The following is a 25,522-nucleotide window of genomic DNA, read 5'->3' as shown; positions in this document are numbered from 1 at the left end:
GCGCGTCACGCGCGGAATACCCGTCACCGCCGATCCGTTGCGAGAGACATGGCTACCACTGACCTGACCGCGCAGTCCTTCGAGAAGACCGTCCTCGACAACGACATCGTGCTGGTCGACTTCTGGGCCTCTTGGTGCGGCCCGTGTCGCCAGTTCGCGCCGGTCTACGACGCCGCGTCGCAGAGCGGAGACAACGACGGCATCGTGTTCGGCAAGGTCGACACCGAGGCCGAGCAGTCGCTCGCGCAGGCCGCCAACATCACCTCGATCCCGACCCTGATGGCCTTCAAGGAGGGCGTCCTCGTCTTCGCCCAGCCGGGGGCGCTCCCCCAGTCGGCGCTCCAGGACGTCATCGAGCAGGTCAAGAACCTCGACATGGCTCCGATCAAGGAGCAGATGGCGGCAGAGGCCGCCACCGCGGCCGCGGCGGCCCCCGAGCAGGCCTGACCCGACCACGGGACGCCGGCACACGGCATACGCGAGAGGGCACCCTGTCGGACAGGGTGCCCTCTTGGTGTACTCGCCGGTTCCGCTGTGCACCGAGGGCGGCCCCGCGATACTTGACTCCAGCGTGGACACCGGGGTTCGGGGAGGCACGGATGAGTGGGCGGATGCGGGAGTACGTGATGGTCGTCGGTGCGGGAGCCGTCGGTGTGATGGCGCTCGGTGGGTGCGCGCAAGGCTCCCCCGGCGCGCCACCCACCGTCACGAAGACGGTCACGGCGGCACCGTCGGTGGTCGTCTTCAACCCGGCGACGAGCGGCAAGGCCCTGGCGGCCCGCATCATGGCGCGGGCCAAGAAGAACGCGCCCAAGGACACGGTCTCGGGCGTCACGTGCGCGAACTTCCCCAACCTCAAGGTGGGCACGCACACCGACTGCCACCTCACGCTCAACGGCGCGAAGGTGACGCTGCGGGCGACGTTCACGAAGGCCGACGGGCACTACGTGCTGACACGCGTGAAGGCCTGACGCATCGACTCGACCGCATGGGGTCGTGACAGCGTGACGTGGCCACCACGAAGTGGTGGAGGTGGCGGGAATTGAACCCGCGTCCGATGACGAGAGACCAGGACTTCTCCGGGTGCAGTGCGCTACGGCTTTTCTCGGCCCCAGGGCTCGCACGCACGCGTCCCCTGACAGGCCCAGTTGAGAAAGAGTCCCGCGCAGTCCCCCAACATGACTGGGCAGCAAGTTTCCTAGCTGATGCCAGGCACTGAGTCGGAAACTAGCTCAGGCTGACAGACTTCGAGGCTCGCTCAGGCGGCGAGGGCGAAGTCGGTGCGGTTGGAATTGGCACCTATTGTTGTGCAAGGAGCGTTTACGAGATAACCCTGCATCCTCGACCCGCTTCCCCTGATGTGTCGACCACCGTCGAAACCGATCACCCCCATGAGGGGTGTCCACGTCACGCTGTTCACTTCTCAACCTGCAGCTCCACCGGAGTGGAGTCCACAGTATGCAGGAGGAACGCTCGGCCGGTCCAAGCCATTCCCCTTCACCTCTCGATCGTGCCGCCGACGGCGCACCACTCGCCCGTCCCGCCCTGTGTCACCCGTGCTCGCGGTCTCGCACCCGCCACTAGGCTTCGGGACGTGGTCGTCGTGGACCACCGAGCTGCCCCGACCCTGGAGGTCCGATGTTCCGCAAGGTTCTCGTCGCCAACCGAGGCGAGATCGCCGTCCGGGCCTTCCGAGCCGCGACCGAGCTCGGCGCCCGAACCGTCGCGGTCTTTCCCTACGAGGACCGCAAGAGCGAGCACCGCCTCAAGGCCGACGAGGCCTACCAGATCGGTGAGCAGGGGCACCCGGTCCGCGCCTACCTCGACCACGGGGCCATCGTCGCCAAGGCCGTCGAGGCCGGCGCCGACGCCATCTACCCGGGCTACGGCTTCCTCTCGGAGAACCCGCTCCTCGCCGAGGCGTGCGAGGCGGCCGGCATCACGTTCATCGGCCCACCGGCCTCGGTGCTGCACCTCACCGGCAACAAGGCCCGCGCCATCGCGGCCGCGCGCGACGCGGGGCTGCCGACCCTGCGCGGCTCCGAGCCGAGCACCGACCTCGACGCGCTCGGGGCTGCGGCCGACGAGATCGGCTTCCCGGTGTTCGTCAAGGCGGTCAGCGGAGGCGGCGGCCGTGGCATGCGCCGCGTCGAGACGAGGGACGCGCTTCGTGACGCCCTCGAAGCCGCCCAGCGCGAGGCCGAGTCGGCGTTCGGCGACCCGACGCTCTACCTCGAGGAGGCGGTCGTCAACCCGCGGCACATCGAGGTCCAGGTCCTCGCCGACGGCACGGGCGAGACCGTCCACCTCTTCGAGCGCGACTGCTCGCTCCAGCGGCGCCACCAGAAGGTCGTCGAGATCGCGCCCGCGCCCAACCTCGACGCCAAGATCCGCGAGGGGATGTGCGCCGACGCGGTCGCCTTCGCACGGTCCATCGGCTACGTCAACGCGGGCACCGTCGAGTTCCTGCTCGGCGAGGACGGGCGCTACGTCTTCATCGAGATGAACCCGCGCATCCAGGTCGAGCACACCGTCACCGAGGAGGTCACCGACATCGACCTGGTCGTGACGCAGATGCAGATCGCGTCGGGTGAGACGTTCGCATCGCTCGGGCTGCGGCAGGACGACATCCGCACCAAGGGCTTCGCCCTGCAGTGCCGCATCACGACCGAGGACCCCGCCAACGGGTTCCGGCCCGACGCCGGCACGATCACCGTGTACCGCTCCGCGGGCGGCAGCGGGGTGCGCCTCGACGGCGGCACCGTCTTCGTCGGCGCCGAGGTCAGCGCCCACTTCGACTCGATGCTCGTCAAGCTGACGTGTCGCGGCATGACGTTCCCGATCGCGGTGCGGCGCGCCCAGCGAGCGCTGGCGGAGTTCCGCATCCGTGGCGTCTCGACCAACATCCCCTTCCTCGAGGCGGTGCTCAGCGACCCGGTGTTCCAGCAGGGACTGGCGACGACCTCGTTCATCGACCAGCGACCCGAGCTGCTGGCCGCCCGCGTCAGCGCAGACCGCGCGACCAAGCTGCTCAGCTACCTCGCCGACGTCACGGTGAACCAGCCGAACGGGCCGGTGACGACGCGAGTCCGCCCACGCCACAAGCTTCCCCAGCTGCCCGACACACCTCTGCCGCGCGGTTCGAGAGACCGGCTCGTCGCCGACGGACCGGCGGCGTTCGCGCGGGCGCTGCGCGAGGCGAACGACGTCGCCGTCACCGACACGACCTTCCGGGACGCCCACCAGTCGCTCCTCGCGACCCGGATGCGCACCCGCGACCTGCTGCACGTCGCCCGGCACGTGGCGCACCTGACACCGCAGCTGCTCTCGATGGAGGCATGGGGCGGCGCGACCTACGACGTCGCCCTGCGCTTCCTCGCCGAGGACCCGTGGGAACGGCTCGCCGCGTTGCGCGAGGCGATGCCCAACATCCCCCTGCAGATGCTGCTGCGGGGGCGCAACACCGTCGGCTACACGCCCTACCCGACCGCCGTCACCGACGCCTTCGTGCGTGAGGCGGCGGCCACCGGACTCGACATCTTCCGCATCTTCGACTCCCTCAACGACGTGTCGCAGATGAGACCCGCCGTCGAGGCGGTGCTCGAGACCGGCACCGCGGTGGCGGAGGTCGCGCTCTGCTACACGGGCAACCTCATGTCGCCGGGCGAGAAGCTCTACACGCTCGACTACTACCTGCGCCTCGCCGAGCAGATCGTCGGCACGGGTGCCCACGTGCTGGCCATCAAGGACATGGCCGGGCTGCTCCGCGCCCCGGCCGCCGCCCGGCTCGTCACCGCCCTGCGCGAGCGCTTCGACCTGCCCGTTCACCTGCACACCCACGACACGGCGGGCGGGCAGATCGGCACGCTGCTCGCGGCCATCGACGCCGGGGTCGACGCCGTCGACGCCGCGGCGGCGACGATGGCCGGCACCACAAGCCAGCCGTCACTGTCGGCCCTCGTGGCGGCGACCGACGACACCGCGCGACCGACGGGCCTCGACATCGAGCAGGTCTTCGCGCTCGAGCCCTACTGGGAGGCGGTGCGCCACCTCTACAAGCCGTTCGAGTCGGGCCTCGACTCCCCCACCGGCCGGGTCTACTTCCACGAGATCCCCGGTGGTCAGCTGAGCAACCTGCGGCAGCAGGCGATCGCCCTCGGTCTCGGCGACCGCTTCGAGGCGATCGAGGACATGTATGCCGCCGCGAACCGCATCCTGGGCAACGTCGTGAAGGTGACGCCGAGCTCCAAGGTCGTCGGTGACCTCGCGCTCGCGCTCGTCGGCGCCGGGGCCGACCCGCAGGACTTCGAGGACGACCCGCAGAAGTACGACATCCCCGAGTCGGTCATCGGGTTCCTCAACGGCGAGCTCGGCGACCCTCCCGGTGGCTGGCCCGAGCCGTTCCGCACCAAGGCCCTCGCCGGGCGGCAGTCCAGGCCGCGCCTCACCGAGCTGTCGCCGCAGCAGGAGCACGACCTCGACCAGGCGCCGCGACGCACCCTGAACCAGTTGCTCTTCCCGGGCCCGACGTCGGAGTTCGAGGGGTCGCGCGAGGCCTACGGCGACCTCTCGGTGCTCGGCACGGTCGAGTTCCTCCACGGCCTCGAGCAGGGCGAGGAGTACGAGGTCGAGATCGAGCAGGGCAAGCGGCTGCTCATCGGCGTCCAGTCGGTCGGCGAGGCCGACTCCAAGGGCATGCGCACCGTCATGTGCACGCTCAACGGCCAGTTCCGGCCGATCCAGGTGCGCGACCGGTCGGTCGAGGCCGACGTGAAGTCGGCCGAGAAGGCCGACCCCGGCGCGAAGGGTCAGGTGGCTGCACCGTTCGCCGGTGTGGTGACCCTCGCGGTCGCGGAGGGCGACAGCGTGCAGGCGGGTGGCGTCGTCGCCACCATCGAGGCCATGAAGATGGAGGCCAGCATCACCACTCCGTCCGGCGGCACCGTCTCACGGGTGGCGATCGGCACCCACCAGCAGGTCGAGGGCGGCGACCTGCTGGTCGTCATCGGCTGAGCGGCGCCATCGGGCCGGCCCACTCGTGAGCCGTCACCGGCATACCTGCGGTTCACCTGTGGTGGCCACCCGGGCGTGGGTACGCTCGAACGGTCGGGACATCTGGGCAGGTGCGTCATGGTCGGTCGGCAGCAGCCAGGGAGATCCGCGGCCGGGTCGGGGCGCGGACCTGGACTCAGCGCGGCCGGCTGGGCGCTCGTCATGGCGCTGTGCGCGCTCGCCATCACCGGCGGAGTCAGCGTGCTGACGCGCCTGCTGCCGCCGGCTGCCACGGCCCCTGACCTCCCGGCGGGCGCCTCGTCGAACATCGCCGCCACCGCCTCCAAGCCCGGGACCACGGCCGACGACGCCCTCCTCACACCGGCCCCCGCGCCCGTGCCTCCGCCGAGGTCGGCAGCCCTCGAGGGGCTGACCGGCACGTGGACCGGCCTGGCCCGGGTCGGTGCGCAGCGGATGCCCATCACCCTCGTCGTCACGGACTCGTGCTCCGAGGGCGGGCCCTGCGGCACGCTCTCGACCGACGCGCCTGCCTGCGTCGGCAACCTCACGCTCGTGAACGTCACCGACGGGCCGGTCTTCGAGTTCGGCACCAGGACGTACGCGCCCGGCAGCTCACCCTCGTGCGTGCCCCACGCGGACGGCGAGCTCTTCGTGCTCGGCGACGACGTGCTCGCCTACCGCACCGAGCTCGGTGACGGAGGTTCTGGACGGCTCACCCGAGTGCGCTGACGCCGGCGGCCGCGGCGTCGTGCAGGCCGCGGACGATCCCGATCGCGTCCGCGACCGAGCCCGTGACGTCGGGGATCGGGAAGAGCGTGGCCCGCACCACGCGTTCACGGTCGACCACGAGGGTCTGCCGCTTGAGCCTGGTCGTGCCGCCCGCCCTGAAGGTGGGCAGCCGCAGCGCGGTCGTCAGCTCGAGGTCGGCGTCGGACACGAGTGGGAACCGGATGTCGTTCGCCGCGGCGAACGCGGCCTGCTCGCCGGGCCGCTGCGTGGAGACGCCGACGACACCGGCACCGAGGTCGGCCAGCTCACCGAGCCGGTCACGGTAGGTGCACGACTCGAGGGTGCAGCCGACGCCGCCCGGGATCTCGTCGGCCCCCGGGAAGGCGTTGCCCGGGTAGCAGTAGACGACGGTGAAAGGGTGCTCCGTCACGGGGTCGAGGGAATGGAGCAGCGGGATCACCTCTCCGACAAGCGATCTCACGCGTACGACCTCGTTGGACTCCTCGGCGGCGTTCGCGCGGGCACTGCCGTCGCCGAGCAGCCAGGTGTCACCGAACTCCTGCAATGCTCCCAGCACGGGTAGTGCGGCCCGCCCCAGGTCGGTGAGGAGGTACTCGTGGCGAGGCGGCCGGTGGGAGTAGGCCCGCCGCTCGAGCACGCCGTCGGCGACGAGCGCGGCCAGCCGCTGGGTGAGCACCTTGCGCGAGATGCCCGTCTCGCCCACCAGCGCGTCGAACCGGGTGAGTCCGCCCGCGACGTCGCGCAGCACGAGCAGGCTCCACGGGTCTCCGAGCACTCCGACGGCCTGGGCGATGCCGCACGGGTCGTCGGGCCGGGCCTGTCGTCTCGTCACCGTCACAGGGTAACTGAGTTTCCAAACGAGACTTACTGTGGTCGGATGGTCGCGTGCGAGAGCTGCGAGATCTCCCCCGCGTCGTCTGGGTGCTGGCCGTCGGCCGGTTCGTCAGCTCGGCCAGCGCGTTCCTCATGCTCTTCCTCGTGCTCTACCTCACGGGGCCGCGCGGTCTGGACGTCGTCCCGGCCGGCGTCATCGCGGGTTCGAACGGCGTCGGCGCCCTGCTGGGCAACCTCACGGGGGGCCGGTTCGGCGATCGGCACGGCCACCGCCGCGTCCTGCTGATCTCGGCCACCGTCGTGGGCGTGCTGACGCTGCTCATCCCCTGGCAGCCCGTGTGGCTGCTCGCCGCCACGATGCCGGTGACCGGCTACCTGGGCGCCGTGGCCTCCCTGAGCCAGGGTGCCCTGGCGGCCCTCGCCGTGCCGGCCGGGTCGCGACGGTCGTCGGTGGCCGTGAGCCGTGCCGCCTCCAACGCCGGCTTCGTCATCGGCCCGCCGCTCGGGGCACTGCTGGCGAGTCGCGGCTACGACGCGCTCTTCGTCATCGACGGCGTGCTCACCCTGGTGCTGCGTCACGTCACCTCGCGGTTCCTGGCCGACGAGGCGCCGGTGCTGCGCGACCCTGCCGCGCCGAGCGGTCTCTGGCGGGCCGTGCGCGCCGACCGCTCCCTCTGGCTGCTGCTGCCGGCCATCGTCCTCGTCGACCTCGTCTACCGGCAGCTCTACTCGACGCTCCCGCTCCACCTTCGCGACGCGGGTCAGCCGCTGGGTCTCTACACCGCCGTCATCGCGGTCGGCTCGGGCCTCATCCTCGCACTCGAGATCCCGGTCGCCCTCTGGCTGCGTCGACGGCCCGCGGTGCCCATCATCGCCACGGGCTACGCGCTCGTGGCAGCCGGCTTCGTCGCCTTCGGCCTGACCTGGCTCGGGGTCGGTGTCGCGGCGGTCGCCGGCATGGTCGTGCTCACGGCCGGCGAGATCCTCTACAAGACGACGGCGACGGCCCACGTGCTCGACGCCGCCCCGGCCCACCTCGTCGGGCGCTACCAGGGCCTCTACACGGGCGCCGCCACCAGCGGAAGCATGCTGTCGGCGCCGCTGGGCGGCATCGTGTATGCCGCCCGGCCGGGACTGCTCTGGCCGCTCTGCGGAGTCGTCGCGGGGGTCGGCGCCCTGCTCGCCCTGGCCTCAGGACGAGTCGCCACCGGGCGTCGCGCGGACCCGGTCGAGCTACCAGGAGCCGGACGAGGAACCCCCGCCGCCTCCGCCGGAGAACCCGCCGCCGCCCGAGAACCCTGACGAGCCCGACGAGCCCGGTGTGGAGGTGAAGGTGCCGGTCGAGGTCGTCGAGAAGGAGTCGACCCCGTTGGCGATGCTCGTGAAGTCAGGGAAGGTGCTGCCGCTCCAGACGTACCAGGTCGGCATGATGAGCGGCTGGTTCGCGGCCTCGGCCGCTCGCGCCACGTCGGCGAACGTCTTGGCCCAGCGGTCGGCGACCCCGAAGACGACGGCATACGGGAGGTAGCGACTGAAGATGTTGCTCGCCTCCTCGAACTCGATCTGGCCCGCCTCGGCGGTCGTGAGGTACTCCTTGAAGCCCAGCGACTGGGCCAGCACGGCCGAGCCCTCGGCCGTCTTGGCCGCCATCCGGCCCCCGAGGAACCACACGATCAGCCCCGAGAGGACCAGACCGACGCCAAGCGCGATGCCACCGGTGAAGCCGCCGCCGAGGACCGCGCTGAGGGCGGGGCGACCGTAGAACAGCACGAGACCACCGAGGACCGCGATGACGAGGCCGAGGCCCTGCCAGACGCCGCGCTGCGTCTGCGGCGACGACCGGAACCAGCCGCGGGTCACGACCTCCTGGTACATCTCCGACTGGATGCGCTTGAGGGTGCTGGCGAACGTGTTCTTGAGCTCGGAGAGGCGCACGGTGTCGCCACGGCTGGAGAAGACGCCGTCGAGCAGCTGGCGCTCGTAGGGCAGCAGGCGCTCGGCAGTCGGGGGCGCGAGCCGGGTGAGCGTCCAGTCGGTGCGGCTGAACATGCCGCCGGCGTCGTTCTCCTCGATGCGGAGGAAGCCACGCACGGCGAGGTCGATGAGGGTGGCCGAGACGTCGATGGGGTTGGCGGTCTCGTCGATGATCGTGCCGACCATCCCGGGCTGGACGCCCTTCGGCGGCTGGAACTGCACGGCGACCGTGGTCGACCCGCCGCGGACCGTCGCGGCGCTCGGCGTGCCGTCGCCCGTGGCGCCGGTGCCGAACGACGGCGTGAGGCCCGGAGTGAGGCCCGGAGTGAGGCCCGGCGTGACGTCGGCGTAGCGCTCGTCGCGGCCGCGGGTCCACACGAGGGTGCCCATCACCGCCAGCGCGAGCACCGGGGCACCGATGCCGCCGAGCCACGCGGCCGCGTTGGCGGCAGGCGCAGCGGCCGAGCCGACCGACGAGCCAGAGCTGCCCTGACGGACGTCGGCGCGCACGTCGCCGAAGGCCGACGCCGGGTAGGAGGCGAGCACCGACATGGCCTCGCCGGACGTGAGGCCCTGCGCCGAGAACGTCGCGGGGGCACCCGAGCTGGCCTGGCAGGGGGTGTCGGACCGGGTGACGCCCTGGAAGCAGGCGACCTTCGTCGACCCCGTCGGGGCCTTGACCGTGATCGACACCCGGTCGCGCTCCGTCAGCTCGTTCGGGCCGAAGACGTTGTAGTAGAGCTCCACCGTGTCGGCGGGGGCCGTGCCCGTCGCCGGCTGGCCGTCGGCGGTGATCGGGTTCAGCACGTCGTGCAGCGTGTAGTGGATCTCGTACACCTGCGTGCCGCTCGTGAACTCGTCGGCGGAGCCGATGCGGATCTCCTTGGACGCGCCGTTGTCGCTCACCCGGAAAGCGTGGGGTGCACCGCTGGGGCTGGAGACGTCGACGTCGGTGAGGTCGAAGTAGCGGTAGCGGTCCTGCTCGTCGTTCCAGCCCATGCGCACGACGATGTTGCGGAAGATGCCGTGCTTCTGGGCGCCGGTCGGAAAGCGCCACGTGATCGTCTCGGTGACCTTCATGCTGCCGTCGGGCTGCAGGTCGTACACCGCGGCGAAGGAGTCCATGCCCTCGCCCCCGGCCGCCCGGGCGCTCGACCCCGGACCGGCCAGCAGCACGGCGGCGGCCAGGAGCAACGCCAGCACTCCGAGGCGCCTGACGCGCGCCACGCTCGAACCGCTCGATCCGCTCGATCCGCTCATCGGGTCCCTCCAGGTCGTTGTCCCTGCATCCTGACACCGGACGCGCACCGGGTGCGTGAGGTTCCGACGGGTCGGGCCGAACCGGTCAGCGGCGCCGGTTCGCGGTGCTCATGGCGCGGTCGGCCTCGCGCTGGTCCTGCCGCTCGCGCAGGGCGTGCCGCTTGTCGTACTCCTTCTTGCCGGTCGCGATCGCGATCTCGACCTTGGCGCGGCCGTCCTTGAAGTAGAGGGACAGCGGCACGATGGTGCGCCCGCTCTCGCGCGTCTTGTGCGAGATCTTCTCGAGCTCGGCGCGGTGCAGGAGCAGCTTGCGCTTGCGGCGCGGGGCGTGGTTGTTCCACGTGCCGTTGAGGTACTCGGGGATGTGGACGTTCTCGAGGTAGAGCTCGTCGCCGGTGAACATCGCGAAGCCGTCGACGAGCGAGGCACGTCCCATGCGCAGCGCCTTGACCTCCGTGCCGGACAGCACGATGCCGGCCTCGAACGTGTCGTCGATGAGGTAGTCGTGTCGGGCCTTGCGGTTGCTCGCGATGAGCGACCGCCCCTTCTCCTTGGGCACCGGACCGTCCTTCCGACATCGGGCTGCGCTGGTCTGCCTGGCCGCGGGCCGCGGTCGGCGCCACAACGCTACCCCGAAGGGCTGCTCTTCTCAGAGCCGGTTTCGGTGCCGGGCGGCACCACGGCTCAGAGCCACTTGCGCGGGTCGACCGGTGTGCCGTCCTCGTAGGTGCCGAAGTGCAGGTGGCAGCCGGTCGAGTAGCCGGTCGTGCCGGAGTAGCCGATGAGCTGCCCGCGCTGCACGTTGCCGCCGAACTTCACGATGCTCGACAGGTGGTTGTAGCTCGTGACGAGGTCGACACCACGGTGGATGCCGTGGTCGATGAGGACCTGGTTGCCCCACCCGCTCGCGCGCCATCCGGCGCGGATGACCTGACCCGGCGCGGCGGCATACACCGGCGTGCCGCAGGCGATGCCCCAGTCGAGGCCGTCGTGGAGCATCCACTTCTGCAGCACGGGGTGCCAGCGCATGCCGAAGCCGGAGGTCGTCGGCCCGTTGGCGGGGTAGGTGAGGTAGTTCGACGGGGTGTTGTCGGTGTTCTGGACCGGCGGCGGCGTCTTGGGCACGTAGACCTGGCCGCGCTTCTTGGCCGCGGCCGCCTTGGCCCGCTCGGCGCGGATCTTGGCCGCCCGCTCGGCGCGCAGCTTGGCCAGCCGCTTCTGCTCGGCGATGCGGGCCTGCCGGGCACGCTCGACGAGGACGGCCTGCAGGCGTGCCGACTCGGCGCGTGCGGCAGAGAGGTCGGCGGCCTCGCTCTTGCGCTGCACGGCGAGGTCGGCGGCGTAGCCGGACTGCTTGGACTTGAGCTGGTCGAGCTGCGTCTTGGCCGCCGCGGCGTTCTGGGCGGCGGTGATGGCGTTGTTCTTCGCCACGATCGCCTGGTTCTTGGCATCGGTCGCCGCGGCTGCGGCCGCCTCAGCGCTGTTCAGAGCCGCCTCGGCCTGACGCTTCAGCTCGGCGATCTCGCCGCGCACCGAGGTGAGGTAGGAGCGGGTCGAGGTGTCGTCGACCGTCATGGCGGCGAGCTTGTCGATGGTGTCGCTCGCGACGGCGCTCGCGGTGTCGGCCATGACGAGGCGGTCAGCGAAGTCCTGCGGGGAGGTCGACCCGAAGACCATGCCGAGCTGCGACTCCTGGCTGGAGCCCTGGAAGACCTCTGCCGCATAGGAGTCGAGGGCGTCCTGGCTGGACACGAGGTCGGTCGCGCTCTTCGCGAGGCGCTCCTTGGCGCGCTGCTCGTTCGCCTGCGCCACCGCAAGCTTCTGGGCGACGTCCTCGTTGTGCGCGCGAGCCCTGGCCTCCGCGTCGATCGCGCGCGCCTCGGTGGCCTCGGCAGCCACCTGCGCGGCCTGCGCGCGCGCCTGGGTCGCCTGCGCGGAGACGACCCGTTGCTGCGCCACCGGGAGCGCGGCGTTGGTGCGCTCGAGGTTGACGTAGGCCCGCGCGAGGGCGGCGTTGGTCCCCTCGAGCTGCTGGCCCAGCGCGGCGATCCTCTTGTCGTTGCGCTTCTTCTGGTCTGAGACCGAGTCGGCGTGCGCGGCAAGCCCCGTGCCGACCGAGACGGTGCACGCGACGACGAGGCCGGCGGCCGTGAGACTGGTCGCGGGCCTGCGCAAGGAAGATCGCCTCATGAGCCACATATGTGTCATTGGTACCACACGCCACTCGCGTTGGGGAGGGTTCGGCACGATTGCGCCGGTTCGTTGGTGCGTCGGGTGCTCGGGTCGCGGGTTCGGCGGGATCGCCGGCGTCAGACGCGCAGGTAGCGGCGCAGCGTCACCCAGGACGTGAGGCTGGACAGCACGACCACGCCGAGCACGACGAAGGGCGCGACGTAGTAGACGTCGGCCACCCCGATGAAGGCCGTGTCGGTGAGGGTCTGGCTGAGGAAGCCGACGACGCCGTAGCGCACCGTGGCCCAGAGCATGCCCATGGCGAGCACCGCGCCGAGGACGCTCGAGAGCACCGTCTCCATGACGAACGGGAAGCGGATCGTGAAGTTCGACGCGCCGACGAGCCGCATGATGCCGGTCTCGCGGCGTCTGCTGAACGCGGTCTGCCGGATGGTCGTGGAGATGAGCATCACCGCCGCCAGCACCATCAGCGACGAGAGGGCGATCGCGGCCCACGAGACGGTGTTCATGAACGTGAAGAACTTCTCGAGGAGCTTCTTCTGGTCCTGCACGTCGGCAACCCCGGGCATGCCCTTGATCGAGCTTGCGACGACGTCGAACTTGCCGGCGTCGTTGAGGTTCACGCGGTAGGAGTCGGCGAAGTAGGACTCCCCCGCCCGCGCGAGCGGAGAGTTCTTGTAGGTCTGCTTGAACCGCTCGTACGCCTCGTCGCGCGACTCGTAGTACACCTCCTTCACCGTCGGCTTGAGCGCCTCGAGCTCGCCCTTGATCGCCTCGCGCTGCGCCTCGGTGGTCGGCTCACCCGCGCAGTTGGTGAAGCGCGTCTTCTCGGCACACAGCAGGACCGTGACCTGGACGCGGTCGTACCAGTAGTCCTTCATGGTGTCGACCTGCCGCTGGCCCATCAGGCCGAGACCCAGCAGGTACATCGAGATCATCGTGACGATGACGACGGAGACGGCCATCGACAGGTTGCGCCGCAGGCCGTTGCCGATCTCGCCGAGGAGGAACTGGAATCGCATGTCGTGTCTGGCTCCGTCTCGCGGTCAGCGGTCGCTCGTCTGGACGGCCTTGTGCCGTCGGAAGATCCCGCCCCGTGACCGTGGCTCGTCGGCGTCACGGCCGATCGGCGGCAGGCCGTCGCGGTCGTTGCCCCGGCCACCATCGGCGTACGCCGTCGGGTCGGCGTCGTCGTAGCCGTCGGCCACCTCGGGGGCCTCGGCGACCAGGGGCCGGGGGGCCTCCGCCTCGTCGTCGAGCCGGATGAGCGGGATCGAGCCGGTGGTGTAGTCACCGGCCTCCATGTCGCTGACGAGCACGCCACGGTCGAGGCGAACGACGCGCTTGCGCATGGCGTTGACGGTCACCGTGTCGTGCGTGGCCATCACGACCGTCGTGCCCGTGCGGTTGATCCGGTCGAGCAGCTGCACGATGCCGAGGCTCGTGTCGGGGTCGAGGTTGCCGGTCGGCTCGTCGGCGAGCAGGACCGGCGGGCGGTTGACGAAGGCACGAGCGATCGCGACCCGCTGCTGCTCGCCGCCCGACAGCTGGTGCGGCAGGCGCTTCTCCATGCCGGCGAGGCCGACGAGCTCGAGGGTCTCGGGGACCGTCTGGCGGATGCGGGCGCGGCTGCTGCCGAGCACCTGCAGCGCGTAGGCGACGTTCTGGAAGACCGTCTTGTTGGGCAGCAGGCGGAAGTCCTGGAACACGCAGCCGATCTCGCGGCGCAGCGCCGGGACCTTGCGCTCCGGCAGGCGGTCGAGATCGCGTCCGGCGACGAGGATGCGTCCGCGTGTGGCGTCCTGCTCCTTCATGACCAGCTGCATCATCGTCGACTTGCCCGAGCCGGACGTGCCGACGACGAAGGCGAACTCGCCGCGCGGGATCTCGAGGCTGACGTCGTCGAGAGCCGGACGGGTCGTGCGTGGGTAGGTCTTCGTCACGTTCTCGAAGAGGATCATGCGTCGGGCCTCGACTCGTACTGGACTGCAGCGGGACAGCGGCTGGGCTGGGCGGCCACCCGGACGGCACACGTCGGCGACGGCATACGCGGGCGGGGGCTCAGGACCGCCTCCGAGGCTACGGGCCGCAAGACGAAACCCGTGGAAAACGTGCGTGCCCGGCGTGGCGTCCCGGGCGTCCTGCGGGCGACGAGTCCCTGGCCCTCCGAGAGAAGACCCTCGGCGGTCAGTCCTGGCGGCGGTTCTCGCCGATCTGCCACCGGATGCCGGCCTCGATGAAGCCGTCGATGTCGCCGTCGAAGACCGCAGTCGGGTTGCCCGTCTCGAAGTCGGTGCGGAGGTCCTTGACCATCTGGTACGGGTTGAGGACGTACGAGCGCATCTGGTCGCCCCAGCTCGCCTTGACGTCGCCCGCCATCTCCTTCTTCACCGCGGCCTCCTCGGCCTTGCGCTGCAGGAGCAGTCGCGACTGGAGCACGCGCAGGGCGGCGGCGCGGTTCTGGATCTGGGACTTCTCGTTCTGCATCGAGACGACGATGCCGGTCGGGATGTGCGTCATGCGCACGGCCGAGTCGGTCGTGTTGACGCTCTGTCCGCCGGGACCGCTCGAGCGGAAGACGTCGACCTTGAGCTCGTTCTCGGGGATCTCGATCGAGTCGTCGCTCTCGATGAGCGGGATGACCTCGACCGCCGCGAAGCTCGTCTGGCGACGACCCTGGTTGTCGAAGGGGCTGATGCGCACCAGGCGGTGGGTGCCGCCCTCGACGGAGAGGTGGCCGAACGCGTACGGCACGTTCACCTCGAAGGTGGCGGACTTGAGGCCGGCCTCCTCGGCGTACGAGGTGTCCATGACCTTCGTCGGGTAGCCGTGGCGCTCGGCCCAGCGCAGGTACATGCGCATGAGCATCTCGGCAAAGTCGGCTGCGTCGACGCCACCGGCGCCGGAGCGGATCGTGACGACGGCCTCGCGCTCGTCGTACTCGCCCGAGAGGAGGGTGCGCACCTCGAGCTCGCCGACGTCCTTGCGCAGGGCGCTGAGCTCGCGCTCGGCCTCGTCGAGCGTGGCCTGGTCGTTCTCCTCCTGGCCCATCTCGACGAGGGTCTCGAGATCCTCGATGCGAGCGTCCATGCTGACGACCCGGTCGCGCTCGGAGTTCGCCCGGCTCAACGCGCTGGTGACCTGCTGGGCCTGGTCGGGGTCGTCCCACAGGTCGGGGGCGGAGGCTTGCTTCTCGAGGTCGGCGATGGTGACGCCGAGGGCGTCGAGGTCGGTGACCCCACGCACGGAATCCATCGTCGCGCGCAGTTCTTTGATCTCTTGCGTGAAGTCAACAGCCACGATCGAACAGCCTACGGCAGCACGGCACGCGCCGTGCACGGCCAGGGTGATCATCGGCGGGGACCGCTGCCCATTGCCACCGGTGTCGTGGTGGGTCAGGATGCGCACACCGGGTGAGCGACCGTGCCGCTCGGGGGCATCAGGGGAACAGGGGAAGGACAGGGGTATGCGCATTCGTGCTGCGCTCGTGCGGCTCATCGCGGTCGTCGGGCTCGTCGCTCCGGTGGGAGTCGTCACGTCGACCGCGTCGGACGCCGCGGTGGTGTGTCCGCCGCGGCTGGGGCTGACGTGGTTCAACAACAACGTCGACGCGGGGACGACCATCCCGTACACGAACACCGACTACGTGTCGCAGGGTCTCGCCTACTGGCCGGCGAAGGACTGGCTCATCACGTCGCTGAGCGACGACACGTGGCTGCCCGGCAGGAACATCCTCGCGGTGAAGAACCGCTCCACGGGCGCGCTCGTCAAGAAGGTCTTCGTCCAGTACACCAACGGCGCGGAGATCGAGGGGCACATGGGCGGCGTCTCGGTCGCCGGCGGCAGCCTGCTCGTCTCGACGAGCACGGGTGGCAAGAACCTCTTCCGCTTCTCGCTGCGTGCGCTCGAGCTCGCCCCGCACAACACGGCGCTGAAGACGAACGGCTCATGGTCGGTCAAGGCCAGCTCCTACAACACGGCGGCCGGCGGCTACCTCTATGTCGGCAGCTTCAGCGACGCCCTCAACGGCAGCTCCACCATGTGGCGCTACACGCTGACGTCGACGCAGGCCCCGACCGGCACCCCGGTCGCGATCAGCACGCCGACCCGCGTCCAGGGGGCCGTCGTCGCCGACGGGCAGTACATCTTCAGCACCTCTTACGGTCGCAACTGCTACAGCCGCCTGAAGTTCAGGAAGATCGGCTCCTCCACCTACGGGCGCCCCATCGAGATCCCGCCCATGAGCGAGGGCATCGTCAACGTGCCGCGTGGTGCGGCAGGGCCCGTCAGCGACTGGGTCTACGTCAACTTCGAGTCCGGCTCGGACCAGTACAAGGATGCGACGATGCGCCAGTTCCGCTTCCAGCACGCGTACCTGACGGCGCTGACGCCGTGACGCGCTGACGGCGTACGCCGGTACCCCGGTACGCCGGTCCGCCCGTCGTCATGAGGTCTTCCCCGCTCGAGCTGCCTACCGGTAGTTGGCGCCCATCCACTTCAGGTCGTCCTTGGTCGGGCTCGCCAGCGTCGAGGAGGAGCTGGTGTACGCGTACATCGCGCTCTTGCTCGAGGTCGAGTGAGGCAGTCCCCCGCAGTGACCCAGTTCGTGGATCGCCAGCTGCTGGCCACCCTTCATCGTCGCCCACGACGGCGACAGGTGGACCGTGCACGACGTGATGACGCCGCCGGTGCTCGCCGGGCTGGCATCGCCCACGGCCCCGAAGATGGACGACTCCGCCGCGACGACGCTGATGTTGGCCAGGGCCGGGTCGCTCGTCGTGACGACGTTCCAGCCGGCGGTGCGCCACTCGCCCACGGCCTCCGCGATGCGGAACCAGTTGCCGCCACCGGTCGAGTCGTAGACGACTGCCTGTGTGGCCCAGTGGCCCAGGTAGGCCGCCGTCGGGGCTGCCGGGGCCGGCTTGGCCGCCTGCGAGGGTGCGGCCGGTCCGAGGGCGATTCCCACCGCTCCGGCTGTCGCGAGTGCGACGAGGACGATCCGCTTCATCTGGGTGCTCCTGCTCGTGGACGCCGCGTGCGCCGGATGCATTGGCGCTGTTTGTCCAAATTATCGATTTCGTCCAGACGTGAGGCATTTTTGACGATCTCTTGACCATTCCCTGGTGATGCAGCGCGCGGTCCTCACCGGAGGGACGCGTGGTCGTCGACGGAGGGAACGGCGAAGGCCCACCCCGTGGACGGGATGGGCCTTCGTGCGAGCGTGCCGCTCGTCAGCAGAGCTTGGCGCTGCCGGAGCTGCCCCACGTGCAGGTGTCGACTGTCGTGCCGGCGGCTGTCCGCAGGTAGGCCGTGTCGCCGGAGTTGTTCCAGACGTACCACGTGAAGCCGAAGTAGCGGTTGGTGGTCGTCGCCGTGCCGCGGCCGGTGCGGACCGTCACGGTGGCGCCCGCCTTGAGGGTGAAGGCCGGGAACTTGTACGTGTAGCCCGTCTTGTCGCGCAGGGTCCACCCCGTGATGGACCGGTTGGCCCGCGTCGTGTTCTTGATGACGACGTACTCCGCGTTGAGACTCGTGTTGCTGCCGGTGTCGGACCCCGGCGAGTTGTACTGGACCTTGTAAATCATGATCGCGGGCAGGGCCTGGGCCGAGCTCGCTGCTGCGATGGGGGCAGCCACGGCGAGACCGAGGCCGGTGGCGGCCACGACGGCCTTCTTGACGTACGCGTGCATCAGCTTTCCTTCATCCGTGCGGCTCGGCGGCCGCGTCACATGCCAGTGGCGCCGTCCGTCGGACGGCGCCACGGTTCCCTGTCGTCGACGCGCCGCACCGGCCGGCCTTGGACGTGCTGGACCGGCGCGGAGCGTCGACTCGGAGGTTACGGCCGGAGCGGCGACGGCGTAGGCGTTTCCGGGGAACTGCCGCGAAGCCCACCGCTCAGCCCAGAGGTGCCCGGGCGCGCGACGTGACGGTGATCGTCACGCTGCCACCGAGGGACTCGAGCACCCACCCGGTCATCGGCAGGGTGGCCGTGCCCTGGACGGTCACCACGGCGGTCGACCCGTCGGACGTGCCGGTGTCGGGCACGACGGCCCACGACGTGATGCCGGGCGGTAGCGGCGTACGGGCGAGGTGCTCGCGGGCCGCGATGGCCACGGACTCGTCGGTGACCGCGAGCCGGTCGAGCACGCCCTGCTCGTAGGCGACGCGCTCGTCGAGGGCGTCCGCGGCGTCGAGCGCCGCCGCGTCGGCGGTGTCGAGCAGACGCATCCGGGCCAGCTGGGCGGCGGTCACGTCGACGGCGCCGAGGACGAGCAGCGTCACGAGGACGAAGAGGCCCAGCACGAGCACGCCGATCTGACCCTCGTCGGCGCGCCGCGAGCACGGGGCGCAGCGTGGCACCGCGCGGCTGACGCGGGCGAACCGGCCGGCATACGCGCTCGTCATCGCGCCACGAACCTGTCGACCGACGCGACGTGCGTCGAGGTGACCGTGACCGACGAAGGCACGTGATCGGCGATGAAGTCGGGCACCAGAGGCAGCTGCACCTCGATGCTGGCCACAGACGTGACGGCCCCGTCGGGACGCAGGCACGGAGTGCCGTCGCACGTCACCGTGACGCCGGCCCCCGCGTCGAACGAGAAGTCGCCGAACGCCAGCGACGCCGCCGCCCGAGCACGGGCCATGCCCTCGTCGTCGGACCTGGCGGTCACGAAGGCCCGCCCCGCCTCTCGTCCGGCGAGAGAGGCCGAGAACGACGCAGCCTGGAGGCGTGCGACCGTGAGGACGAGGTAGGTCAACGGCAGCAGGAGCAGGATTCCGAGGAAGATGAACTCGATGATGGCGCGGCCGTCGTCGGTGCCGCGGCCGTGGCCGCTCGGCTGCGCGCGGCGGCCCAGGCGGGCGAGGAGGCGCTCGGGGCGGGTCACGGTGTCGTTCCCGCGACGACCTGCTCCTCGCTGAAGGCTCGACCGGACACCGTGAGCAGACCCGCCGGGCCCACCGGTCCGATGACGGGCAGCGGCGCGGTCACCCGGACCTCGACGACGCGTACGCCGGATGCGGTGACCGACCGCTGCGCGCGCACGTCCTGGGCGAACGAGGCGCCCAGTGACGTCGTGATGAGGGCCTGGGCGCGCGCGACGCCGTCACCGGGGGACGCGTCGGCTCGTGCGCCGTAGCGGGCCCCCTCGGACGCCGAGGAGATGAGTGTGTTGCGCACGTAGAGCGCGAGGCCGAGCTGGAAGACCCCCATCGCGACGAAGAGCAGCAGGGCTGCGACCATGACGAACTCAGGGATGGCGGACCCTCGGTCCCTCGTCGAGGTGGTGGCGCGCGCGACCAGGGCCGCAGGTGTCGGTGGCGTGCCGAGGGGTGGGAGCCTCACGGGCCCTTGACGTTGGAGATGGCGTCGCTGAAGAGCTGCCCGAGCTGGGGGCCGGCGATGGCCCACAGAGCGGTGACGAGGCCCGCCGTCATGATCGTGATCAGGACCCAGCCGGGCACGTCGCCGCGATCACGTGGTCCGGCGATGCGGTGGGCTGCGCCGACGAGCGCCGCACGGGCTCGGGCCTGGGTGGCGATGATGTGGTTCATGTCGTTCTTCCTGTGAGTGGTGTGGTGGTTGCGCTGCGTTTCGCCGTGGGGTCGTTCGTGGTCTGGCGTGGGCTTGCCGTGCTCAGAGCCGGAAGTGCAGGAAGCTGAGGCCGGGATACAGCGCGAAGAGGACCGTCACCGGCAGGGTGAGAAAGACGATGGGGACCATCATGTAGATCTCCTTGCGCCCTCCCTGCTCCATGAGGGTGCGCCGACCGTCCTCGCGGACGTCCTGAGCCTGGGCGCGGAGCACCTCGGCGAGCGGGGTGCCGCGCTCGACCGCCACGACGATGCCGTCGACGAAGCGCGACAGGCTCATCAGGCCGGTGCGGTCGGCGAGGCCCTGGAGCGCGGTGGGGAGGTTGGCCCCCGCGCGGGCGTCGGCCAGGCAGCGCCTCAGCTCGTCGGAGAGCTCACCCTGCGAGAGCCGGCAGACGCGCTCCAAGGCTCCGACCGCTCCCTCGCCGGCGCTCACAGCGAGCGCGAGCAGCTCTGCGACAGTCGGGAACTCGGTCAGCATCCGGGCCTCGCGCCGGACCGCGGCCCGGGTGAGCAGGTAGTCGCGGAGGGCGATGCCGCCGAAGACTCCCACCAGCACCATCGAGACGAGGACGGGGACCGGGAACCGCCGCTGCGCGACCGCGACGATGCCCGTGAAGACGAGGCCTCCGACGCCGCCGAGTGCCCCGGCCATGACCTGCTCGGCACGGAACCGGTCGACGTCGGCGGGTCTACCCGCGCGGAGCTGGCGCCGCGCGACGGACGGCGCCCCACCCATGACGGCCCCGACGCGGGCGCCCAGACGTCCGATGTACGGGGCGAGGAGCTCGCCGAAGCCGAAGGGGCCACGCGCGGGAGCCGGCCGCGACAGCAGGCTGGAGGGGCGCGGCGTGTCACGCAGGTAGGGCTCGAGGCGGTCGTCGAGGGTCGGCCGCCGGCTCGCGGGGAGGCCCGCGACCACGAGGGCGAGGCCGGCGACCAGCAGCACCCCCGCGGCGGCGCCGGTCCAGGACCAGCCTTCTTCCAGGAAGGCTCCGACGCGCCCGGCGAGGCCGTTCACCGGAGCACCCGCTCTTCCTCGGGCAGCCGGCCGATCCAGACCATCGCCCGGTAGGCGACGACGCACAGACCGGCTCCTACCGCGAGCACGACCCATCCTGTGGGCGAGGAGTAGGCCTCGAGCGAGCTGCCGTTGAGGGCGAGCAGGCCGAGGACCACCCACGGCGCGCCCGCTGCCAGACGCGCGGCGTTGACGGTCCAGCCCTGGCGGGTCTCGAGCTCGGACCGGGTGCGGGCGTCCTCGCGCAGGAACGACGAGAGCGTGCGCAGCAGCTTGCCGAGGTCGCTCCCGCCGACCTCGCGCGCGATGCGCAGCGACTCGACGATGCGGTCTCCGACCGGGTCGCTGAGTCGGTCCTTGAGGCGGTCGAGGCAGTCGTGGAACCGGCCCGTCGTGCGGTAGTCCTCTGCGAACGCCGCGAAGGCCGGACGCAGCTCGGTCGGTCCCCGCACGGACAGCTGCGACAGCGCCTCCGGCAGCGCCAGGCCGGCGCGGACGCCGGAGGTGATGTTGTCGACGACGTCGGGCCACAGGTCACGAAGCTTGTTGCGGCGCTTGCGCGCTCGCATGCGCACGAGCGATATCGGGATCGCGCCGGCCATGAGGCTGAAGCACAGGGCGATGGGCACGACGCGAGTGAGCGCGACGACCAGCGCGAAGGTGAAGGCGAGCAGCACGAACGAGCCGACCAGGAGGTTCGCCGGCGTGAGCGAGGCGTAGCCCGCCTGGTTCAGGTGGTCGCGCAGCTGGGCGGTGAAGCCGCCCTGCCGGGCCCGCTCGTGAGCCGGCTCCTGCGGCCAGAACGACCAGTAGACGAAGAACGTCCCGGCGCCCAGGAGCAGCCCGATGGCCAGCGGCGGTATCACGGGTGGACCTGACCCAGCAGTGCGGCCACGTCGTAGCCCGCCCGTTCAAAGGCCTCACGGTGCGGCGGGAACCCGTCGGCACGCCTCAGCCGGCCGTCGCGGGTGACGAACAGGTCGGCGATCTCGATGACGTCACCCTCCGCACGCCCCGGCACCGCGACGATCTCCCTGACCCGCCTCACGCCGTCGCGCTCGAGTGCTACGTGGACGACGATGTCGACGGCGGCGGCGACGGTGGGGACGACGAAGCGACTCGACACGTTCTCGCCCGCCAGCAGCGGCAGCGTGCACATCTTGGTCACCGCCTCGCGCGCGCTGTTGGCGTGGACGCTGCACATGCCCGGCACGCCGCTGTTGAGGGCGATGAGCAGGTCGAGGCTCTCCTCCTGCCGCACCTCGCCGACGATGATGCGCGACGGGCGCATGCGCAGGGCCTCCTTGACGAGACGCCGCAGCGGCACCTCGCCCGTGCCCTCGAGACTCGGCTGACGGCACTGCATGGATGCGACATCACGCTGCGGGATCTTCAGCTCGAAGACCTCCTCGCAGGTCACGATGCGCTCGCGGGGTGGGATCGCCGCGGCGAGGCAGTTGAGCAGGGTCGTCTTGCCGGCCTGGGTGCCGCCGGCCACGAGGACGTTGAGCCCACTGGCGACCGCGGCCTCGAGGAAGGTCGCGGCCTGTCGCGGCATCGTCCCGAGCCGGACGAGGTCGTCGAGGTGGTCGGCCTTGACGACGAACTTGCGGACGTTGACCTGCCAGTGGGTCCGGCTGATGTCAGGGATGACGACGTGCAGGCGGGAGCCGTCGGCGAGGGTCGCGTCGACGAAGGGGCTGCTGAGGTCGACCCGGCGGCCGCTGCTCTTGAGCATGCGCTCGACGAGGTCGCGCACGTCATCGGCCGAGAGGATGGTGGGGGTCAGCTCGGAGATGCCGCCACGGGCGACGAACACCTTGCTGGGCTCGTTGATCCAGAACTAGCCCCACGTGCTTTGATGGCGTTGGTAGTCGCTGGCTCAGGCTTTCGACCTGCAGAAACGCACGGCGCTTGCGTTGAACAGTCTTGACGACAGTTGAGCATCTTGCGGACTACTCGCGGACTACACGGCGATACGGCAGGACTCGACGGCAGCTTTCCCGATTGACGCGCCCAACGCAGCCCGGCAGTCGGGCTGAGGCGCCCTCGAGAGACTGACTGGTGCGGGGGCGCCATCTCAGGAGTGCGACTTCGAGGTGCAGACGAAGCGCTGTACGCGGTCTGCCCTGGAGGACAGCCGACCGATCGGGGTCAAGCCATCCCGTGGGGCACCCCTCGCCCACGCTGCGACAGCGCCGCTTCAATTCGCTCGGCTGCGACCGCTGGCTCCTCGTGCTCCCAGACACGCACGACGGCCCAGCCTAGACTCGAGAGCCGGTTGTCAGTGTCGTTGTCGCGAGCGCGGTTGACTGCGAGTTTCCACTCCCACCAGTCGGAATTCCTGGACGGTCTCGTTCCGTGGTCTGGGCATCCGTGCCAAAAGCAACCGTCCACCATCACGGCCACTTTCCAGCGCGTGAATGCGATGTCCACGGACCGTCGTGGCAGACCTGAGACTCGCGTCTGGACACGGAACCGGAGGCCACGCCGGTGCAGTTCACGGCGCAAGGCGAGCTCGGGAGACGTTTCTCGTCGTGCTCGTGCCGCATACTGGGCACTCGTCGCAGCATCAGGCCGCAGCCGGGGCGGCTCGCTGGAGGCAGGTGTGGCATTGCATGCGTCCGCCACCCGACCCCTCCTCTCTAACCGTCGAGTCTCGGGTCCAGGAAGATCTTCACGGCCGTCTCCAGGCGAAGTAGGCCTTCCCTCGTCAAGGTCATCGGGCGGCTCCAGCACTCTGGCGTCCACGTCAGACCCGCGGCCTGGACGATCTCCTGTGCCAGTGCTGGCTTGCTGTGCGAGTTGTCGAACCCTAGGCCGAGTCGGTCATTGATGAGCAAGAGGATCTCTTTGGGCTCCCGTGAGCCGTTGGCAGAGGGCGGCGTGGGCGCGCCAAGAAGGTCCGCGATCGCAGCAACGACCCCCGGTTTTGACCTCTCGTCGATCATGAGAACCACTCCACTGCTCGATCGCTGAGTACTTCGTCAACCCACCTGATGGCACTCTGCCCTTCTCGTCCCTCCCAGATGTCCGGGCTGTCGAGAAGCTCGGCGAGGCGCATCCTGTCGAGCGTCACAACGCCGGTTCGGTGAAGTTCGTCGAGGTCCGTCGCCACGACGTCAAAAGGGACAGCAAGACACGTCTGGGCTGCCGGACTCAGGTCTATCCAAGTGCGCCACAGGCCGAGGTCAACGTCGCGTGCCTTCTCGCGGATCTTCCGTGAGATCGTCGTCTGGATCAGCAGCGTCGGGCTGGCTTTGACGGAGCCGGCGAACTCGCGTGCGGCCACGATGTCTACACCCCCATCCTGCCGCGCCGGCGGTCGGTACCCCGCCCCGACAGCCAGACCAAGCTGCTCCCCGAGCCAGCGAACTGCTGCGGGGAACTCCGGGGGCCGGGGCGAGTGCGTCACGGCTGGTGGCCATGCGAAGTTAACGACAACACAGGGCTCACCCAGAAGCCGGCGCATCGCGCGAACCACAAGCCAGTCGAGCACCCGGTTACCGTGCGCCACCTCGCGGTCCCCCACGAGGTGGCTGAGAGCCAGGAGCGCTCTGTAGCCAGGGGCTTCGCTGCTCAGGCTCACGTGGGAACCAGATGCAGCGAAGGGGTGAAGGGGCCCAAGCCTCGCGGCCCTGCGGGAGACGAGCGACCGCGCGTCCTCGGCTCGCGCCTCGCTGGTTCCGAGGATTGCTTTGAGCTCGGTCGAGGAGGTGCCGCAGCGCCCGGCGATAAGGGCGATCTCGACCCGGTCCGCGTTCTCCTCAGTCGTTCTCGCCATACAGCGCACCCTCCGCTGCGGTTAGGTTCTTGCGTATGTGGCGGAGCAAGTTCTCCAGGTCGGTCCGGTCGTCGTCATCGTCCAAGTTCTCGAGTTGCTCGATCGCACGGTTCGTCGAGTTGGCCGCGGCGCGGAGCATCCTCTCAGCATTCTCCCGCGGGCTCGCGCCCAAGTCGTTCACCACCTGGAGCGCCTCTTCGAGAGACTTACCGGAACGCAGCGCGGCGAGCCCCTCAGCGACCGCGACGGCCTGACCGAGTTTCACGATCTTGCGACTGTCCTTGAGCAGCGGCTGGTGATTGCCGTCCCCAGCGACCCAACCAACTATCTCGCGGAGTCCCTTGGTATCACCGCTCGGATCTATGAGCATGCTTACGCCGGCCGCGACATCGGAGCCCGACTTGACTCGCGCATGCTCGCGTAGCGTCTTGTTCGCCAGCACGTTGCCAAACACGGTGAACCGCTCGTCGACCAGGTCAGTGGCGATACCGAGACCGGGCAGGTCGTCGTGGATCAACCGAGAGTTCCGGTACATGTCCCGCACCTCACTCAACTTCTTGCTGCAGAGGTCCGCTGCCCCCTGGAAGGTCATCCCATCCTCATCAATCAGCATGCGCACCCACTTGGCTTGCTCCGGCGGGTCCCAGGCGAGAATGCCACGAATATGCCTGTGCGCCAGAAGGGAACGCGCGGCCGCACGGGTGGGGTAAACAACGATGTGGACCGACTCGGGAGGTTGCCGGTGGCTTGACTCGGCAATCCGGTCCCACTCGGCGCCCTGCACGAACGTGGCACGGAGAGTGGGGTCCGCGAGGCCCTTCAGCGCCGTCACGCGACGGTTGCCTTCGACGACGACAAGGTGCCCACCCTCCTCGACGACCGCCGGCGGCTCGGCGATGTGGTACCCCTCGGAGGCGATCTTCCGGGCGATCTCGATCGCGTTGTAGTTGTCCGCCATGACCTTCGCGATGCGAGCTTGATCCGTCTCGCCCCTCGCGGAGAAGCGGGGGTTGCTGCGGTCCAAGTAAAGGTCTGCGACTCGCGCGTGCTTCGCCTCGCCAATCAGGCCCTCGTCGTGCTGACTCATTCGTTCCTCTCTC

General features: G+C 70.0%; 25 protein-coding genes, 1 other RNA gene and 1 pseudogene. 6 read left to right on the top strand and 21 right to left on the bottom strand.

Annotated elements, in window-relative coordinates; genetic code table 11:
* The first annotated feature begins 48 nt into the window (after positions 1–48).
* On the top strand, positions 49–447 hold the full coding sequence (gene trxA, locus AB4091_RS17995) for a thioredoxin (RefSeq protein ID WP_442293525.1): 399 nt from the start codon (positions 49–51) through the stop codon (positions 445–447).
* A gap of 152 nt (positions 448–599) precedes the next feature.
* Positions 600–971: a DUF4333 domain-containing protein gene (locus AB4091_RS17990; protein WP_442293523.1), complete on the top strand. Its 372-nt coding sequence runs from the start codon at positions 600–602 to the stop codon at positions 969–971.
* Between the two features lie 53 nt (positions 972–1,024).
* Here the strand turns inward: AB4091_RS17990 and ssrA are convergent.
* Positions 1,025–1,391, bottom strand: a transfer-messenger RNA (tmRNA) gene (gene ssrA / locus AB4091_RS17985).
* A gap of 247 nt (positions 1,392–1,638) precedes the next feature.
* On the opposite strand from ssrA, the gene AB4091_RS17980 reads away from it, so the two are divergent.
* Entirely contained in the window at positions 1,639–5,013 is a 3,375-nt protein-coding gene (locus AB4091_RS17980; RefSeq protein WP_442293521.1) for a pyruvate carboxylase, read from the top strand.
* A 117-nt stretch (positions 5,014–5,130) separates the two neighbouring features.
* Positions 5,131–5,742: a hypothetical protein gene (locus tag AB4091_RS17975; protein ID WP_442293519.1), complete on the top strand. Its 612-nt coding sequence runs from the start codon at positions 5,131–5,133 to the stop codon at positions 5,740–5,742.
* Here the strand turns inward: AB4091_RS17975 and AB4091_RS17970 are convergent.
* Positions 5,726–6,595, bottom strand: a complete 870-nt coding sequence (locus AB4091_RS17970; RefSeq protein WP_442293517.1) for a winged helix-turn-helix transcriptional regulator — start codon at positions 6,593–6,595, stop codon at positions 5,726–5,728. The two genes, AB4091_RS17975 and AB4091_RS17970, sit on opposite strands and share 17 nt — an antisense overlap.
* Positions 6,596–6,648: 53 nt before the next feature.
* Here AB4091_RS17970 and AB4091_RS17965 point away from each other — a divergent pair, with 53 nt between their 5' ends.
* The gene (locus AB4091_RS17965; protein WP_442293515.1) at positions 6,649–7,899 is read left to right on the top strand and encodes an MFS transporter; all 1,251 of its coding nucleotides are present in this window, start codon (positions 6,649–6,651) and stop codon (positions 7,897–7,899) included.
* Here AB4091_RS17965 and AB4091_RS17960 read toward each other — a convergent pair.
* From AB4091_RS17960 to prfB, 6 genes are all read right to left on the bottom strand, one after another.
* Positions 7,831–9,831 (bottom strand): DUF2207 domain-containing protein, encoded by a 2,001-nt coding sequence (locus tag AB4091_RS17960; protein ID WP_442293513.1) that lies wholly within the window; start codon positions 9,829–9,831, stop codon positions 7,831–7,833. The genes AB4091_RS17965 and AB4091_RS17960 overlap by 69 nt on opposite strands.
* Positions 9,832–9,916: 85 nt before the next feature.
* Positions 9,917–10,390, bottom strand: coding sequence for an SsrA-binding protein SmpB (smpB, locus tag AB4091_RS17955; RefSeq protein ID WP_442293511.1), 474 nt, complete (start codon positions 10,388–10,390; stop codon positions 9,917–9,919).
* Positions 10,391–10,515: 125 nt separating this feature from the next.
* Positions 10,516–12,021 (bottom strand): peptidoglycan DD-metalloendopeptidase family protein, encoded by a 1,506-nt coding sequence (locus tag AB4091_RS17950; RefSeq protein ID WP_442293509.1) that lies wholly within the window; start codon positions 12,019–12,021, stop codon positions 10,516–10,518.
* 119 nt (positions 12,022–12,140) lie between these two features.
* A complete protein-coding gene (ftsX, locus tag AB4091_RS17945) occupies positions 12,141–13,046 on the bottom strand; it encodes a permease-like cell division protein FtsX (RefSeq protein WP_442293507.1) in 906 nt (301 codons plus the stop codon).
* Positions 13,047–13,070: 24 nt separating this feature from the next.
* On the bottom strand, positions 13,071–13,985 hold the full coding sequence (gene ftsE / locus AB4091_RS17940) for a cell division ATP-binding protein FtsE (RefSeq protein WP_442293505.1): 915 nt from the start codon (positions 13,983–13,985) through the stop codon (positions 13,071–13,073).
* 226 nt (positions 13,986–14,211) lie between these two features.
* Positions 14,212–15,324, bottom strand: coding sequence for a peptide chain release factor 2 (prfB, locus tag AB4091_RS17935; RefSeq protein WP_442293503.1), 1,113 nt, complete (start codon positions 15,322–15,324; stop codon positions 14,212–14,214).
* Between the two features lie 166 nt (positions 15,325–15,490).
* On the opposite strand from prfB, the gene AB4091_RS17930 reads away from it, so the two are divergent.
* Positions 15,491–16,420 carry a hypothetical protein gene (locus AB4091_RS17930; RefSeq protein ID WP_442293501.1) on the top strand — a complete coding sequence of 310 codons (930 nt, stop codon included), beginning with the start codon at positions 15,491–15,493 and terminating at the stop codon, positions 16,418–16,420.
* 75 nt (positions 16,421–16,495) lie between these two features.
* On the opposite strand, the gene AB4091_RS17925 is transcribed toward AB4091_RS17930, so the two are convergent.
* The 13 genes and pseudogenes from AB4091_RS17925 to AB4091_RS17865 all read right to left on the bottom strand — a co-directional run bounded on the left by AB4091_RS17925 (position 16,496) and on the right by AB4091_RS17865 (position 25,509).
* Positions 16,496–17,032, bottom strand: coding sequence for a matrixin family metalloprotease (locus AB4091_RS17925; protein ID WP_442293499.1), 537 nt, complete (start codon positions 17,030–17,032; stop codon positions 16,496–16,498).
* Positions 17,033–17,255: 223 nt separating this feature from the next.
* Entirely contained in the window at positions 17,256–17,714 is a 459-nt protein-coding gene (locus AB4091_RS17920) for a lamin tail domain-containing protein (RefSeq protein WP_442293497.1), read from the bottom strand.
* Between the two features lie 205 nt (positions 17,715–17,919).
* Positions 17,920–18,429 carry a pilus assembly protein TadG-related protein gene (locus AB4091_RS17915; protein ID WP_442293495.1) on the bottom strand — a complete coding sequence of 170 codons (510 nt, stop codon included), beginning with the start codon at positions 18,427–18,429 and terminating at the stop codon, positions 17,920–17,922.
* Positions 18,426–18,911 (bottom strand): pilus assembly protein, encoded by a 486-nt coding sequence (locus AB4091_RS17910; RefSeq protein WP_442293493.1) that lies wholly within the window; start codon positions 18,909–18,911, stop codon positions 18,426–18,428. The genes AB4091_RS17915 and AB4091_RS17910 overlap by 4 nt, the downstream gene beginning before the upstream one ends.
* A complete protein-coding gene (locus tag AB4091_RS17905; RefSeq protein WP_442293491.1) occupies positions 18,908–19,369 on the bottom strand; it encodes a TadE family protein in 462 nt (153 codons plus the stop codon). The genes AB4091_RS17910 and AB4091_RS17905 overlap by 4 nt, the downstream gene beginning before the upstream one ends.
* Positions 19,366–19,578: a hypothetical protein gene (locus AB4091_RS17900; protein WP_442293489.1), complete on the bottom strand. Its 213-nt coding sequence runs from the start codon at positions 19,576–19,578 to the stop codon at positions 19,366–19,368. Before AB4091_RS17900 ends, AB4091_RS17905 begins: the two co-directional genes overlap by 4 nt.
* 82 nt (positions 19,579–19,660) lie before the next feature.
* Positions 19,661–20,638, bottom strand: coding sequence for a type II secretion system F family protein (locus tag AB4091_RS17895; protein WP_442293487.1), 978 nt, complete (start codon positions 20,636–20,638; stop codon positions 19,661–19,663).
* Positions 20,635–21,501, bottom strand: a complete 867-nt coding sequence (locus AB4091_RS17890) for a type II secretion system F family protein (protein WP_442294088.1) — start codon at positions 21,499–21,501, stop codon at positions 20,635–20,637. Before AB4091_RS17890 ends, AB4091_RS17895 begins: the two co-directional genes overlap by 4 nt.
* Positions 21,501–22,478 (bottom strand): annotated as a pseudogene (locus AB4091_RS17885) (CpaF family protein); the annotation flags it as partial. The gene AB4091_RS17890 and the pseudogene AB4091_RS17885, both read right to left, overlap by 1 nt.
* A gap of 314 nt (positions 22,479–22,792) precedes the next feature.
* Entirely contained in the window at positions 22,793–23,269 is a 477-nt protein-coding gene (locus AB4091_RS17880) for a very short patch repair endonuclease (protein ID WP_442293485.1), read from the bottom strand.
* Between the two features lie 14 nt (positions 23,270–23,283).
* Entirely contained in the window at positions 23,284–23,589 is a 306-nt protein-coding gene (locus tag AB4091_RS17875; protein WP_442293483.1) for a hypothetical protein, read from the bottom strand.
* On the bottom strand, positions 23,586–24,422 hold the full coding sequence (locus AB4091_RS17870; protein WP_442293481.1) for a hypothetical protein: 837 nt from the start codon (positions 24,420–24,422) through the stop codon (positions 23,586–23,588). Before AB4091_RS17870 ends, AB4091_RS17875 begins: the two co-directional genes overlap by 4 nt.
* Positions 24,406–25,509, bottom strand: a complete 1,104-nt coding sequence (locus AB4091_RS17865; protein ID WP_442293479.1) for a hypothetical protein — start codon at positions 25,507–25,509, stop codon at positions 24,406–24,408. The genes AB4091_RS17870 and AB4091_RS17865 overlap by 17 nt, the downstream gene beginning before the upstream one ends.
* Positions 25,510–25,522: the final 13 nt, after the last annotated feature.

It is taken from the genome of Terrabacter sp. 2RAF25 (assembly GCF_052115265.1).
GTDB lineage: Bacteria > Actinomycetota > Actinomycetes > Actinomycetales > Dermatophilaceae > Terrabacter.
The sequence above is the reverse complement of the archived record's forward strand: the minus strand, read 5'-3'. Positions and strand labels throughout refer to the sequence as shown.